This window comes from Bartonella sp. AP20NXHL, from assembly GCF_042196165.1.
Lineage (GTDB): Bacteria > Pseudomonadota > Alphaproteobacteria > Rhizobiales > Rhizobiaceae > Bartonella.
In genome coordinates, this window is record NZ_JBHIPV010000001.1 from 278,208 (window position 1) to 294,139 (window position 15,932).

The following is a 15,932-nucleotide window of genomic DNA, read 5'->3' on the forward strand; positions in this document are numbered from 1 at the left end:
TAGCGTTATATCATTAATTATACAACCTCTTAAGAGGAGATAAAATCATAAAGAATGGAGGAAAACTATAAAGATAAAAAACATCTCTCAATTTAGGCTAGTGAATATGAGATAAAGCATTGCGTGGAGCGGTTTTTCTGAAAAAAATAATCATAAATAGCACTCATCTAAAGATGATAGTTATGATCAAGAATGTTGCTAAAAGATATCACGATTATTTATATGCGGAACATATTAAAAATTTTAGAAAGAACAAAAGCATGTGAAACAGAAGTTACAAAGTATATCGTGAGGTTTGAAAGCATTTTTGTTTCTGGTTATCATGTTGAATATTTCGTTTTTTATTCATAATGTTATATATTTTGTTATAAGAGTACAGATAAGAGTAAGTTTTATGTAATAGCATTTGAATTATACGCGAAGTTTTTTTCATCTCTTTCTGTTTTCATTTAGGATATTAAAATTATTTTTGAAACAGTAAATCTCGAATTAAAGATTTAAACGGTAACCATTTTGATCTGTCATGAGAATTTGTGCATTGGAGGGATCGTTTTCGATTTTTTGTCGCAAACGATAGATATGGGTTTCTAGAGTATGGGTGACAATATTTTCATTATATCCCCAAACTTGTTCTAACAATGTTTCACGGCTGACAATTTTATCATTGGCATAATAGAGACATTTAAGGATCGCTGCTTCTTTTTCTGTGAGACAGATTTTATTGTTGCATTGATCAAGAAGAAGTTTTTGTCTTAGTTTAAAAGTATAGGGACCAATATGAAAGGTTGCGTCTTCATTTTGTTCATATTGGCGCAACTGTGCTCGAATTCTCGCTAATAACACCGCAAAGCGAAAGGGTTTTGTCACATAATCATTGGCGCCTGTTTCAAGATCTAAAATATTATCGCAGTCTGTATCATAATTCGTTATCATGATAATGGGGGCACGAAATCCTTGGGAGCGTAATTGTTTAACTGCTTTGCAACCATCAAGATCAGGAAGTTGAAGTCCCAAAATAGTGAGATCAATATTTTCTTCTTGGATTATTTTCATTCCCGCTTCTGCTGTTTTTGCTTGGAAAATTTTAAACTCTTGATGCATTTGCAATTGTTCTACTAAAATGGGGCGTAGATCATCATCTTCAACGATTAAAAGAGTATAGTGGTTCATGTTGTTCCTTATAGGCATGTTGATGCACTGATTGGTATAGTTTCATGAAAAATGAGATTTCATGCAAGAAAAATTAAAAGAGAAAAATTAAAAAAGAGCGTTTCTAAAAAATAAACTTTTATAATTTCTAATGGTTGCTTGCTGAAAAGAAGGTATTCCGTCTGCAGAGTATTTTACGTATTGGTTGGAAGCGTTTTTTATGTTCTAGAACGTGTTTTAGCTATTGAGTGTCATCATCTTTACGCTTTATGGAGAAACAAGCTAGCACTATCATTCACTTTGCCAGCTCGTGGGTGTTGCGGATAGTCCTTGGCACTTGAGACGATTCATAGGAGGAATTTTTAGTCCTTTCTTTCACGGTTTTTATCCATATGGGACTTTCTCCGCTTGTAATGTGCAAGCAAATAGCTTTTGATTGATTCAATATAAACAGGTTGGGAATGAGAGAATCCTGCGGCATGAGGCGCACTCGTCCAACATGCAAAACAATGAACACGCAATATGATGCGTTTTTTAAGCGTGAAGAGAATTGTGCAACACCTAGCACATATGCACTGTTTAGGAGAACTTCACGATCGTTTTTATTGTTTTTATCCACGTTCAGTTTTGTTTTTTTGTTGCATTTGTGTGTGAAGGGGGCTGTGTGTTATGTTCGTGGTGGTGCTTATTATAATCGTTGAGCAAGCTTTGCCTTTAGCAATGCCGAAAAGATGCATCATAAAGAGGCTTTTTGTGTAATTTGGAAGGAGACTGTATTGAGAAAGAGTGCAGGATAAAAAATATCATATTTATGCATTTAGCATAAGAATACCTCAACAGAAGGATGTGTTGAGCTTATTCTTCTGCGCTATGAAGCATCTTTTTATATGAGTTAATGAATAAAAAATTATTGTTTTAAGATAAAAGCATTTCCTCCTTAAGGTTGCCCATCAAACAGACTTCTTTCCATTCATCTTCTGTTACGGGTTGCACTGATAAGCGACTGGCTTTGACCAGCACCATATTTGCTAGTTTGGGATTGGCTTTAATTTGTTTTAATGAAACAGGTGTTGGCATGTCACAAAGTGCACGGATGTCCACACATTCCCAGCGTGGATCAGAGCTTGTAGAATCAGGGTGCGCTTCAGCACATATTTCTACAATTCCTACAATTTCTAAACCTTTATTTGAATGATAAAAAAAACCTTTATCGCCATATTTCATAGCGCGCATATTATTACGGGCTTGATAATTGCGTACACCATCCCATTGTTCGCCATTAACTCCTTTTTTCTTTTGCATCTCCCATGACCATTTATGGGGTTCAGATTTAAAAAGCCAATAAGCCATGAGTTCTCCTTTTTCATAGACTGTTATGTATTTTTATAAGTATCTTTGTAATACCATCAACGATGATTTTTAAAATGGGGTAAAGAACGGCTATTATCTGTGTTTTCTTGTTTCAAAATAGAGAGACGCGCTCCATTGATATTTCATGTTGTATAAAGGTATTTTGCTCTTTTCTTATCTTTTCAGCTATGGTTTGAAATGCGGTCACTATAAGAGTTTTTGGGAAAAAATGAAGAAAATTGGTTCTAAAAAGCTTTAAGATTACAATGATAATGAAACGAATGAATGGTCAAAGATGAAGAGGTCAACGAATGGCATTCATATCTATGCTTCGTGGGAGAGAGTAGAGCTTATTATGCTGTAAAATACCGTCATTTGAAATGTAATGATATAAGGCAGTTTTTTGAAACATGAAGGTTTTCAGAATATGTGGTGAATATTTAGGTTTACGTGTCGAGCTTTGGGTTAAGTGAATTGTGTGAATGGGAAGCAGGTTGGAATCTGCTCGATAGAGAATTCGGGCTATCTATAAACCGGATTGAGTAGAAATCTTCGTTCTTTAAGGTGTGTGTGGGACGTCAATTTTATTATGCTTTTGTTCCACGGCGTCCCATCCCGATCAAGGGCGCGGCTTTTTCATCTAATGGCCAGCGTGAGCGGGGTGCAATGTCAAGAGAGCTTGTTTCTCCTCGTGCGAGTTTTTGTGCACCGGCAAAAGCAATCATTGCAGCATTATCGGTACACAAGGAAAGAGGAGGGGCTATAAATTCAAAACCATGTTGATGGGCAAGTTCTTGCAACGTAGAGCGAATGGCTTGGTTTGCGGCAACACCGCCTGCGACAACCAAAGCAGGAGAACGCTTTTCTTGATCATGAGAGAGAGGATATTGGTGGGTAAAGTGTTGTAGGGCTAGGTGAATACGATCATGTACTGTATCGGTCACAGCGGCTTGAAAACTTGCGGCAATGTCAGCAATATCATTTTCTGTAAGGGGAGCTATGGCTGTTGCGGCTTGTCGAACAGCAGTTTTGAGTCCTGAAAAAGAAAAGTCTAACCGTTTTTCACCTTTTAAAGGTCGTGGAAGAGGGATGCGATTTTTATCACCAAATAAAGCTGCTTTTTCAAGTGCTGGTCCACCAGGATAAGGAAGACCTAAAAGTTTTGCTGTTTTATCAAATGCTTCTCCTAATGCATCATCAATAGTGGTTCCTAAACGTTGGTAGTTACCTACTCCATGAACAATGATTGTTTGTGTATGACCCCCTGAAACTAAAAGTAATAAATAAGGAAAGCTGACGTTGTGCGTTAACACAGCTGTTAAAGCATGTCCCTCTAAGTGATTTACCGCAATAAATGGCTTGCCAGTGGCAAGAGAGAGTGCTTTTGCGCTCATAACGCCTACTAACAATCCTCCTATCAAACCAGGACCACTGGTGGCTGCAATGCCATCAATATCTTTTAATTTTGTGTTTGCTTCTGTTAGTGCTTGCAGAATTAAATGATCAAGAACTTCAACATGGGCTCGAGCAGCAATTTCAGGAACAACACCGCCGTAAGGTGCATGGTGATCAATTTGACTCCAAACAACATTGGAAAGAATTCGGCTGTTTGATTCATTGTTATATTCAATGACAGCCGCTGCCGTTTCATCACAACTTGTTTCTATTCCCAGCAGACGCATTTTAAACAAAACCTTATATTGAAGCTTCTTTCTTGCGTGCGTACCATGAACAGAAAAAGATGGAAAGTATTTCTCTTAGAATTGTTTTTTCTATTTCTTTGAATTTTATGATATCGTTGATTAAAAAATAAAGCTGTATTTTCGAGTATAAAATGCAAATGTTTTTTTAAAAACTTGTCTATTAAAGGCGATACTTGTAAATATTATTGAGAAAAGCTGCGTTTTTAAAACTTTTTTCATTTTATTATTTTATCATTAAAAAAAGTGTGCACGAAAAGTGACAGAGATGGTCGATTCTTCAAAACCAAAAGTTAAACCACATTATGCTGGTACGCGCCGTAAGAAACCAGTTATTGAACATGAAGCTGTTCCCCATGATTCAGAGGGAAAAATCCACAATTCTGTAGAAGCTCATGCGCGAGAAAAACAGAATATGCAAGGTCAGGATAAAAGTACCTCTAGTACAACTTGGCTTTTCTTGTCCCTTTCTGGGATTTTGGGAGGATTCATTGCTTTGGGAATTTTTATGGGGCTTCAATGGGCTGGTTTTTTTCCTTCTCCTTTTGTGGAAAATTCTGCTGGAGGAGAAAAAGCTTTGCAGATTGCTGAAGCCGCAAAAAGTCAAGGTGAAGACACAAAGGAACAATTGAGGCGGGTCTTTCAAGAAATCGATGCGTTAAAAACAGAGTTGTCTTCTTTTTCATCACAACAGTTTAAAACAACGAAAAATGATGAACTATCGAAAGAAGAAAGCAAAAAAGCTTTTGCGATTTTAGAGGAAAAAGTAAAAGCTCTTGAAGAAATTGTACAAACTTTTGTTAGAAAGTCGAAAGATATAGAGACGGCTTTGTCTGTTGGGCAGAGCAATGCAAATGATCTTGCTGCGTTAAAACAACAGTTAGAAGCACTACAGGAAGAAACTGCTGTTAAAAATAGTAAGAAAAAAGAAATAGATACCGCGCTCTTTACTGCAATTAGTTCATTAAAAAATGCTGTAGAGCGTGGTGGATCTTATAATAATGAACTAAAGCTGTTACAGCAATTATCGCCTTCGATTAATGGACTTGATGTGTTGCAAAAAACAGCTACTGTGGGTCTTCCAAGTTCAGCACAACTTTCAGTTGATTTTGCTCATGTTGCCGATGCAATTGTTGGTACGCAAAATCTTGTTGCGTCAGATGCTGGTTTTTTTGACCGAATTTTAGCGTGGATAAAAGGGCTCATTGTTTCGCGACCGATTGGAAATGTTGAAGGGACAACGCTGGAGGCTATTGCGGCACGCATGGAAGTTGCCATTCAAGCTGGTGATTACGAAAAGGCTTTGAGCGAATGGCAATCATTGCCTCAAAGTGCAAAAGATGTTTCAATGGATTTTGTTAAGCAGCTTGAAAGACATATTGCTATTCAACAGTTGTTGCAGCAATTGTTATTGTCTGTGCAACAAGGATCTTTTAAAGCAACAAAGATGTAAATAGGCCCAAGATGATACGTGTTTTTATTTATATTTTTGTTGTTTGTATCCTCGGTTTAGCTTTCACGTGGGTTGCTAATCACAATGGTATTTTTGTTCTCACATTTTTGCATTTCAGATTTTCTGCTTCATTTCTTACAGTGTTAAGTGTGCTTATTTTGTTTTTTATAACGCTGGTGCTTTTATGGTGGTTATTATCTTTCTTTTTTTCCATACCGAGTGCTCTTTCCAATTATTTTTATAAACGCCACCAAAAGCGTGGTTACGAAGCTCTTTCAAAGGGGATTCTTGCAACTTTTGCTGGTGATAGTATGGTTGCGCAAAAAATGGAAGCACGGGTTGCTAAATATCTTGCAGGAAAACAAGAGCCATTGGTAAAACTCTTACAGGCGCAAACCTTGTCTTTACAAAATGACTCTGTTCGCGCCATCGGTCTTTATGAGGAGATGAGAAAGGAAGATCCGACAAAACTGGTTGGACTTTATGGTTTGTTTCGTGAAGCAATGAAGAGTAAAGCTTATGAGGCAGCGCAACAATATGCCGAAGAGGCACTGACCTTATCGCCAGCACTTTTATGGGCGCATAAGGCGGTGCTTGATCGGTTAAGTGCTGAAGGTAAATGGGATAAGGCACTTACTGTTTTTGAAAGAACGCAAAAAGCTCTCCCGCGTTCTGTTCGCGCGACTCCAGAGCGGCAGCATATACAGGTTTTACTACTAAGTGGGCAGGCACTTTCTTTGTTTGATACACATCCTGTACAAGCACGTGAAGCTATTTTGAAAGCCCATAAATTGGCGCCTGATTTTGTTCCAATAATAGTTATTGCTGCTGATATTCTTTATAAGTTAAATGAAACGCGTAAAGCGGATAAAATGATTATAGCGGCTTGGCAAAAGAATCCTCATCCTGATTTGGGGACGCTTTATCTTGAAAGAGAAGAAGGAGCCATTGGGCGATTGAAAAGGGCTAAGACACTTGCTTCTTATAATAAAGATGCATTTGAGTCGGCTTTCCTTATTGCTAAAGCAGCTTTGGATGCTGGTGAAACAGCATTAGCAAGAGAGAAGGCACAAAAAGCATTACAATGTCATCCACGGGAAAGTGTTTATTTATTGTTGGCAGATATTGAAGAGGCACAGGGAAACAATCAAGGTGCTGTGCGTCAATGGCTTTCTTTAGCACTTCGTGCTGAACGTGATCCAGTATGGATGTGTGATGGGTCCATTTTTTCTTCTTGGTCAGCGGTTTCTCCAATCAGTGGACGTTTGGGCTGTTTTGAATGGAAGGCGCCTCCCTGTATGCCTTCTCTCACATTAGAGGCGGACAATATTGTGCCGAAAAAGCAAGACAAAGAGTATGTTATGGGAAAAAGTGATGATGTTGAAGATAAGAAGCTGGAAAAATTAACACCTATAGATAATTCTCTTTTGCATAATGTGCAGGTGGAGAAACAAGATATAAAAGAACAAGATGTAAAAATGTTCAGTCAAATTCATTTAAATGTTGATGATCCAGGGGTTAAAACAGAAGAAGAAACATCTTTATCGAGGAAAAAGTTTCGTTTATTTTAAATTGCACCAATGTGATAATACGAATGTTTTCTCAGAAGAAACAATTGACCTAGAAGAAAAAATATCGTTAGTCTTTTCCAATAAAATTATTCTCTTATGCTTTAAAAATAAAGTTTTGCTTGGTAGCAGAGGTGATTGGTTAGAAAATGTTTTTAAATCAGAGATGTCTTGATAAAAAACAAAAAAATAACAAACCAAGGATTGCTGTCGTTATTCATCGGCGCTCTACCTATACTGGTCGTTTGGGAAAATTTTTACAACAAAAAGGTTTTGTTCTTGATATTTATCGTCCTATTTTTGGACAAAAACTCCCTGATACATTAGAGCATTATGCCGGTGTTGTTATTTTAGGGGGGCCGATGAGTGTGAATGACAGCGAAGCTTATATTGGTGAGGAAATTGATTGGATTTCGTTATCACTAAAGGAAAATAAGCCTTTTTTGGGTATTTGTCTTGGAGCACAAATGTTAGCGCGAAATCTAGGGGGGCGCGTTGGTACAAGAAGTGATGGGACTGTTGAAGTCGGCTGGTATCCACTAGAAGCAACCCCACAAGGGAAGGAATTGATGAATTGGCCAGAAATGGTCTACCATTTCCATGATGAAGGTATTTATGATTTACCGAAAGAGGCAATGCTTTTGGCAACAGGGAATACATATCCTACACAAGCTTTTCGTTATGGAAACAATGCATGGGGCTTGCAGTTTCATGCTGAGTTTACACGCGCTATGATGCGGCGTTTGGTCGTGCGTTCGGCACATAAATTGACTGAAAAAGGTGCTCAACCTGCTTGTGCACATTTGAAAGGTCGTTTAATCTATGATCGAGCTTTGAGCCAATGGTTTGAAAGCGCATTACACCAGATTTTTTGTACACCGCCCGTACTTGTGTGATTATTGACAACGCATTGATTTATATAGATAATTTACTGTTTTGCATATTGAATGAGAACCCCGAATATCGTAAGGTTTTCTCATTCCAAACCTGTGTATGTTGACTCAATAAAAACCTCTTGCTTGCTGTCACAAGTAGGGCTGGCGTGTGGGCAAAAACTGTATAAGAAAAGACTAAAAATGCTTCTTATGAACTGTCTTAAGTGCCAAGGGCTGTCGCAAAATTGTGGGGGTAGCCAAATATAATGATGGTGCTGGCTTTGCTCCTCAATAAGCGTAAAGATGGGGGTGCTCAATGGTTTTATCGTTAAGAAACACTATTCATTATCATTTTTTTTGTGCTGTAAAACAGTATGGTTTAAGGTAGAGGTAGAAAATCTATGTAAAACTTTACACATGAGGTGTTTTTTGTTAAAGGGTGTAATGGGTTTTTTAAGAAAATCTTGTTTGTTGAGCTTATGAGATACTGTACTTTAGAACGATGTATAGGGACTTCTTGAAGTGACCAGTAGATAAAATCCGGTCGATTAAGAAGTTGGATTGTGTATAAACTGACCGTGGTTGGGAATCTTTATCCTTTTTAGGGTGGGGAGGAAGTTAAGAGATAAAGAAAGTTTGAATATTGTCTAAATCCTTTCAAATACCATCATCACAAAAAAGTTTTTCTTTGAGTTATTTAATTTGTGGGCTCTTTTGTCTTGCTTTGGTATTTATTTATAGCGCGCTCTGGTTTTTTTTTCACGTAAAATAGAAGACTATGTTTCTGATATATTCACAAAAATATCTTCCCATAATATGGCGGCGGTATGTGAGAATGTGCACAAGGATGGTTATCCTTTACGTGTCGGTGTTGTTTGTGACAAGTTTCAATTTTCTTGGCCTTTACATGGGGTTTCTTTATCGACGGGGCGTTTGACAGCTGGTGCACCAATTTATGCACCTCATTTGGTCGAGTTTAATGTTCATTCCCCTGCATTAATTGTTTTTTCTGGAAAAATTTCCATAGTATCCAGTTGGCGCAATTTGATGATTGAAACAGAACCTTATTGGAAAACGGGTAAGACATTGAAGTTTATAGCTGAAGGGCTTGAGATTTCACCTTTTTCTTCTTCCTTTGAAGGTCAAAAGCTTCAAGAAGCGTTAGGAGCACAAACGACAGATAAAAAAACGACACAAGAAAATATTGAAGATCAGGCATCTTTGCAAAATACGCATAACGTGATTATTCAGCCGTTAGAGCCAAAAGAAGCTTTCCCAAAAATAACGGCAGAATTTTTTCGACTTGATCTTAAACATGAAAAGAATGATTTATCGGGACATATAACTTTTGACGGTTTTGATGCTTCTCCCTTTTTAAAATCTTCTTTTGTTGATATTCCTAAAATTGATGGCAATTTGAAATGGATTTTAAATGATGCCTCTCTTCTGTTTGAAAATGAAGGAAAAAATTGGCAACAGCGATTGTATGGAAAAAGTGGACTTTTAAAGCAAGGTGAATTGACTTTTCATACAGGTGGTGCAGTGCGTATTAGTGGACCTTTTTCTTTTGATGATGAAGGATATTTGACAGCAAAATTTGAACTTGTCCTTATTCAGTCTATGAAGCTTCTTGACACTCTGCAGCGCTTATTTCCCACGCAAACCAATAATCTTCAAGCGTTATTTTTTATTTTAGGTGCTTTGCCTAAAAATGCGGACGGCGCTCCCGTTCTTTCCTTGCTCATTAACAATGGGTGGGTAAAATTAGGCTTTTTAAAACTTGGTCGTCTTGCTCCGCTTTAGGTGTTGTACCAAAGCCTTTTTTAATTTTTACCACAAAATTTCGATTTTTTCTGATTTTCATACTTTTTTGCAATTTTAGAGTGTCAAAATCTATTTTAACAAAATGCGTATTTAATGGTAAAAAAAATAGCTATAAAAATAAAAAATTACCACCTACTCCTAATTCGTCCAACCTCTTTTCACTTAGTACAAAATCTTATATCAAACTACATATAGTAACAGTGTTTGTATGGAAAAAGTGGCATTTTAAAGTATGCTGAATTGTCTTTTTATACAGGTGGTGTGGTGCTTGTTAGGAACCTTTTTCTTTATATATGGAATGAGCATATTGCATATATCTGTTTGGGAGTAATCTCTTAAAACAAGTAAATAGCCTAGTTGGAGGAGAATATGAAGTTGTAAAGGGAAAATCAACATCCATCTTTACTGTCATTTTTTATTCGATTTTACGCATTTCAAAAGCAGTTACAGTTATATCATTTTAAATGATAGATTAAGCTTATCCTTTTATTTCTGATGTTTTTTAATGAAGCTATATGTCTTCCACGTAAAACAGAATATATTTGTATTGCATATTTACGCATTTGTTAAAAAAAATATTTCTCAGTGCTTCTTATTTTACGATGTCGCCTATGAATGGTATAACGATAGAGCCATTAAGGGCTACCATCTTTTCGGTTATGGAGTAATAAGCTGGGGCAACACCATCATATTATATTTGCTAACTCCAAATGTTACTGCGGATTTTGGCATTTGAGGCGGTTTATGAGGGGCATTTTTAGTCTTTTCTTTACTGTTTTTATCTATTCGGCTTTCCCATTTGCAATATGCAAGGGGAAATGGGGTTAATTGATTGAATATAAACAGATTTTAAATGAGACAAATTTAGAATATCGGGTTATCAGTTATCATAAAAATGATAAAATTATGATTGTAAATCAATATATTATATTTTTATGATGAAGGATATTTGACAGTAAAATCTGAATTTATTTTTTATTTTGAGTGCTCTGTCTAAAAATGCAGGATAGGGCTTTCGTTCTTCCCTTGCTGATTAGTCATGGGGGGATAGAACGGAGCAAAAGCTTAGCTGTTTTGTACTGCTTTTAAGTCTGAAAGTTTATGTTTTTAGGGTGAGAAATCAATCCTACTGTTTTTTTGAAATTGTTGCAAACAATTCTATTGTGATAAATAGCGAGATTTTTATTGTTGGTGTTATGTCTAAAATGCAAACTTCTGCTCTGTCTTAGTTGGTTTGTCGTGGTGGTGGGATAGAACGGGAGATTGAGTGGGTCGTTTTGTATTTGCTTTAGGTTTGAAAGCCAATATTTTGAAGTTGAGAAATCAATCCTGCTGCAAAAGTAAAACGAGAAATATTGAGATCATTTTCAATAAGGGCGCTAATGCGGTTTGTAATGTTGTGAATATGATCTTCTTCTGTTTTTTTCCAAGTGTCAAAAGGATCTTTTTTCTTTCCATAATTTTTGAGGATTTTCATAACGATTTGCCGAAAGCTTTCAGAAACATTTTCTTTAGCTTGGCTTAAAGCCATACTATCATAATAATCTACTACAGGAATTATACGACTTGCTTCGTTAATGCGGTTTATACGAATGATTTGCGCAAGTGAAAAGTAGATCTCTGCGGTTTTAATAAGATCACTGTTGCTTTTTTTTGCAATTAAAGAAATATCACATATTGTTGAAGCAGCTTCCAAGAGGGCTAATTGTTTCGCTAATGCTTTTGGTGCTCCCTCTTCGCTGTAGTGTAATGCTTTTTCTTCAATCTTTTGCTTAATATCGTTGCCGTGAGAATGCATAAGCTCTTTTTCAATAACGCTACGGGCTTGCTTTATTGTTTTTACAATTTCTTCTAATGGACGTGAGAGATCTATGTTGTGCAAACCCCAATTGGTTGTTTCAAAGAGCATTGGGGTCATTGCTGCGTAGAATTTATTTTGGACAAGACCGGGTATTTTATTATCAAGCTTATCAATTTGCTCAGATAATTGAGGAATTTCGAAACCATCGCGGATAGCAATGAAAACGCGAATAATATTTTCAGTCTTTTGTTCTGTTGCATCGTGTAGTCTATTAACAAAAGTGGGGCCTCCACGATTTACAATATCGTTGGCAATAAGCGTTGCGATAATATTACGACGCAATTGATGGTTAATAACTTCCTTCTTAAAATTTTCTTGAATTTGGGTTGGAAAATAGTTCAGCAAGGTTGTATTGAAATAGTGATCATCAACAATGGGGCTATTAGCAATTTCTTCTTTTAAGGTCAATTTAGCATAGGCAAAAATAACGGCGAGTTCTGGACGGAGAAGACCTTTGCCTTGGGTTGTTCTTTGTCGTAAAATTTGCTCATCAGGGAGTATTTCAACTCTGCGATCTAGAAGCTTTTTTTGTTCCAAGTCGTGCATAAAGCGTATTTGATAGGGCAAATCAGCAGTGCTCTGGTTTTCCGCCAAAGAAAGCGCAAGAGGTTGTAGATAATTGTTGCGCAAGACGAGTTGCTCGACTTGAGGCGTCATTTTTTTCAAGAGCTTATTGCGATCTTCGCGGGTTAACGTTTTGGCACGTAGTGCTGATGCAAGAACAATTTTGAGATTGACCTCAATATCAGAACAATTAACACCAGCAGAATTGTCAATGGCATCCGTATTGCATCGACCACCATTTGAGACATATTCAATTCGTCCACGTTGTGTAACACCAAGATTAGCCCCTTCGCCAATAATTTTTGCACGCACTTGTTCTCCGGTAATGCGTATTGCATCATTTGCACGATCACCTACTTGGGCATCGTTTTCTGTTGCAGCACGGATATAAGTACCAATGCCACCGAACCATAAAAGATCAACAGGGGCTTTGAGAAGAGCAGAGATAATTTCAAAGGGTGTTCCTGTTTGTTTTTCGAAACCAATGGCTTGTGATGCTTCAGGTGAGAGAGTAATGGTTTTTTCTTTTCGTGAGAAGATACCACCGCCCTTTGATAATTTGCTTTGGTCGTAATCCTGCCAGCTTGAGCGAGGCAGTTTGAAGAGACGCGTACGCTCTGCATAGCTTTCGTCTATGTTCGGATCTGGATCAATAAAAATATCGCGGTGATCAAAAGCGGCAATCAATTTTGTTTGTTTGGAAAGCAGCATTCCATTGCCAAAGACATCACCAGACATATCGCCAACACCGACACAGGTGAAGGGCGTTGTTTGAATATCGTGATTAAATGATTCTCTAAAATGTCTTTTGACGGCTTCCCATGCACCTTTAGCTGTAATACCAATGTCTTTGTGGTCGTAACCTGCTGAGCCTCCAGAGGCAAAAGCATCATCGAGCCAAAAGTGATTTGCTTGGCTGATGGCGTTGGCTGTATCAGAAAAAGTTGCTGTTCCTTTGTCTGCCGCGACAACAAAATAGGGGTCAGGGTCATCATGACAGATGACATTATGGGGAGAACTTATTTTGCCGTTAATCAGATTGTCTGTGATGGAGAGCAAAGCTGTGATAAAGTCTGTATAAGCTTGTCGTGCTGCTTCTATGATGACAGCACGGTCATTTGTTTGGGGAAGCCGATGGGGATAGAAGCCACCTTTTGCACCTGCAGGAACGATAACTGCATTTTTAACTTGTTGGGCTTTGACTAAGCTAAGCACTTCGGTGCGATAATCTAATGCACGGTCAGACCAACGAATGCCGCCACGAGCGATAGGTCCAAAACGCAAATGGACCCCTTCAACTTCTGGTCCATAAACAAAAATTTCTCGGTAAGGGCGCGGTTCAGGCAAACCTTCAATCTGGCGTGGATTTAATTTGGTGGCTAAAATACGCCGTGGATTTCCATCAGGAAGAGGCGTAAAGGCATTCGTTCGTAAACTCGCCTCGATAAGGTTACAATAACGGCGTAAGATCAGGTCATCATCTAAACCAGAGACTTTCCGTAATTTTTCTTCAATGCGCTTTTGAATAACTTGTTGGTTTTTTTCCCGTTCTTTTTCTGTATGGCTTTGATGAAATTTTAAATGAAATAAAGCATAAAGATCTTGGGTAATGTCAGGATAAGCATTTAAAGTTTGGGCAACGCGATCTTGCGAATAAGGAATTCCAGCTTGTTGGAGATAGCGCCCATAATGGCGCAAAATAACAATTTCATGCCAATCAAGCTCAGCTGTTTGTGTGAGAGCATTAAAGCCGTCATTATCAGCATTTTGTGCCCAAATGGCTTCAAAGGTTTCGGCGTGTTTTTGCCCGTCTTTTTCAAAATCGATACAGCGCTGGAAAGTACTTTCCAGCTGCATATCATGAAGATACACAGAGCGCCCATTGCCATCTGGTAATTCAAGGGTTTGTTCAGCAATAACGCGAAACCCCATATTTTCAAGGAGTGGTACACGTTTGGAAAGGGCAAGAGCTTCATGGCGGTGAAAAAGCCGAAGAGAAATGTACTGTTTTTCTTTGTTTTGTGCGTGATAAAAGATCACGAAAAGGGGCTTTTCATCATGAAGACTTAGAATATGTCCGGCATCGTTAATAGCGTCTTCAGCTGAAAATAAATCACGATAGCTGTTGGGGAATTCACTGGCTAGACGTGTTTGTTGCTCTGTTATTTTCTGGGTAAGAGCGATGGCTTGAACCCTGTCTTCCCAACTTCGTGCAATCGAACGTACATGTTGTTCAAGTGTGGAGCGCTCATGAAGGGGAACAGTTTCGTTTCCTTTGCGATGGATGATATAATAGACACGTATAAGGGTGCTTTCCAAAAATAGCGGATAAGATTCAAAAAAGTCACCTTTATAAAGCTCAACAAAATGTTCGCCAACTTTTTCACGCAAGCTGCTGCTATATTGGTCACGCGGTACGTAGACAAGGATAGAAACAAAGCGTCCAAAAGAATCAGTGTGGGCAAGAACCCGTAAACGTGGGCGCTCATCTAATTGTAGAATAAGCTTAGTGTTTTCTGTCAATGTATCAACATCAGAGCGAAACATTTCATCTCTTGGATAGGTTTCTAAAGCACTGATGAGTGCTTTACCTGAATAATCGGCGTGATTGTGTCCAAGTCGTTGAATAATAGTTCGGGCTTTTTCTTTTAAGAAAGGAATTTGCAAAATAGAACGTGTATAAGCTGAGGAGGTAAAAAGCCCTACAATGCGTAATTCTCCACAGAGTTGGTTTTCTTTATCAAAGATTTTAAGACCAATATAATCGAGCCAAACAGAACGGTGAATTTTGGAGCGGCTGTTCGCTTTTGTCACGATAAACAGATTATCGCTTTCCATGAAGGATAAAACTTCTTGAGGAGGTTCTTTCATGCTTTTATCGTCAACAATATGAATAGAAGCATCCGTGAGTATACCAAGTTCAATATTACTGGCTGTAAAGGATTTTAGGGGTTTTTGGTCTTTGATGAAGTTGTAAGTGCGCATACCAAGGAAAATGAAATTATCGTCCATTAGCCAGTGAAGAAATTCAATAGCTTTTTCGCCTTCTTGTTTGTAGTGTGGGGGAAGACTTATTTGGTAGGCATGAATCTGCTTTTCAACTTCTTCAAGCATAGGTTTCCAGTCTTGTACAGCAGCATTAACCTGTTCAAGAACTAAGGTGAGTTCATTTTCAAGTTTTTGTATTTGCTGTTTGTTTAATGACTCGATGTGAATTTGCATCAGACTGATGCGTTTTCCAGAAGCACAATCAATAATGGGGTGTGCAATCAAATAGATATGGTTTTTGTGTTGATTAAAAACATTTAAAATAGAATCGAGAAGAAAGGGTTTGTTATCATTGACAAGCGTGATAACGGTTATAGGTCTGTTACTACGGGTTAAATTTTGCTCAAAGCAGATGGTATTTTTTCCCGTCTGATGGAGATTAAAAGCTTTTACCGCGATGGCTGTGGCTTTTTGAAGTTCTTCATTTTCATAATAAGCAATATCTTCTTTATCGGTTTGGGCAAAAAGGATTTGTTCTATTTTATCTTGGGTGTTTTTTGTCTCTGTTTTTTTTTGTTGCAACACATTCACTCTCCCTTT

Annotated in this window: 8 protein-coding genes; 4 read left to right on the plus strand and 4 right to left on the minus strand. The window is 37.7% G+C overall.

Features of this window, described 5'->3' with window-relative positions:
- Positions 1–489: 489 nt before the first annotated feature.
- The 3 genes from ACFILL_RS01025 to tsaD form a co-directional block, all read right to left on the minus strand.
- Entirely contained in the window at positions 490–1,170 is a 681-nt protein-coding gene (locus ACFILL_RS01025) for a response regulator transcription factor (protein ID WP_375630684.1), read from the minus strand.
- An 894-nt stretch (positions 1,171–2,064) separates the two neighbouring features.
- Positions 2,065–2,499, minus strand: a complete 435-nt coding sequence (locus ACFILL_RS01030; protein ID WP_273790082.1) for an EVE domain-containing protein — start codon at positions 2,497–2,499, stop codon at positions 2,065–2,067.
- Between the two features lie 587 nt (positions 2,500–3,086).
- A complete protein-coding gene (tsaD, locus tag ACFILL_RS01035) occupies positions 3,087–4,181 on the minus strand; it encodes a tRNA (adenosine(37)-N6)-threonylcarbamoyltransferase complex transferase subunit TsaD (protein ID WP_375637323.1) in 1,095 nt (364 codons plus the stop codon).
- A gap of 286 nt (positions 4,182–4,467) precedes the next feature.
- Here tsaD and ACFILL_RS01040 point away from each other — a divergent pair, with 286 nt between their 5' ends.
- The 4 genes from ACFILL_RS01040 (at position 4,468) to ACFILL_RS01055 (ending at position 9,898) form a co-directional block, all read left to right on the plus strand.
- Entirely contained in the window at positions 4,468–5,652 is a 1,185-nt protein-coding gene (locus tag ACFILL_RS01040; RefSeq protein ID WP_375637325.1) for a COG4223 family protein, read from the plus strand.
- A gap of 11 nt (positions 5,653–5,663) precedes the next feature.
- Positions 5,664–7,223, plus strand: coding sequence for a heme biosynthesis protein HemY (locus tag ACFILL_RS01045; protein WP_375643047.1), 1,560 nt, complete (start codon positions 5,664–5,666; stop codon positions 7,221–7,223).
- A gap of 146 nt (positions 7,224–7,369) precedes the next feature.
- Positions 7,370–8,116: a glutamine amidotransferase gene (locus tag ACFILL_RS01050; protein ID WP_273790078.1), complete on the plus strand. Its 747-nt coding sequence runs from the start codon at positions 7,370–7,372 to the stop codon at positions 8,114–8,116.
- A 795-nt stretch (positions 8,117–8,911) separates the two neighbouring features.
- Positions 8,912–9,898: a DUF2125 domain-containing protein gene (locus ACFILL_RS01055; protein WP_375643048.1), complete on the plus strand. Its 987-nt coding sequence runs from the start codon at positions 8,912–8,914 to the stop codon at positions 9,896–9,898.
- Between the two features lie 1,309 nt (positions 9,899–11,207).
- Here the strand turns inward: ACFILL_RS01055 and ACFILL_RS01060 are convergent.
- Positions 11,208–15,917: an NAD-glutamate dehydrogenase gene (locus ACFILL_RS01060; protein WP_375630694.1), complete on the minus strand. Its 4,710-nt coding sequence runs from the start codon at positions 15,915–15,917 to the stop codon at positions 11,208–11,210.
- Positions 15,918–15,932 lie beyond the last annotated feature (15 nt).

What these genes read in the sequence shown, in the direction of transcription:
- ACFILL_RS01055 (WP_375643048.1), top strand. Translation starts at nt 8,912, where the DNA reads ATGGCGGCGGTATGTGAGAATGTGCACAAGGATGGTTATCCTTTACGT.
- ACFILL_RS01025 (WP_375630684.1), bottom strand. Translation starts at nt 1,170, where the DNA reads ATGAACCACTATACTCTTTTAATCGTTGAAGATGATGATCTACGCCCC.
- ACFILL_RS01030 (WP_273790082.1), bottom strand. Translation starts at nt 2,499, where the DNA reads ATGGCTTATTGGCTTTTTAAATCTGAACCCCATAAATGGTCATGGGAG.
- ACFILL_RS01050 (WP_273790078.1), top strand. Translation starts at nt 7,370, where the DNA reads ATGTTTTTAAATCAGAGATGTCTTGATAAAAAACAAAAAAATAACAAA.
- tsaD (WP_375637323.1), bottom strand. Translation starts at nt 4,181, where the DNA reads ATGCGTCTGCTGGGAATAGAAACAAGTTGTGATGAAACGGCAGCGGCT.
- ACFILL_RS01045 (WP_375643047.1), top strand. Translation starts at nt 5,664, where the DNA reads ATGATACGTGTTTTTATTTATATTTTTGTTGTTTGTATCCTCGGTTTA.
- ACFILL_RS01040 (WP_375637325.1), top strand. Translation starts at nt 4,468, where the DNA reads ATGGTCGATTCTTCAAAACCAAAAGTTAAACCACATTATGCTGGTACG.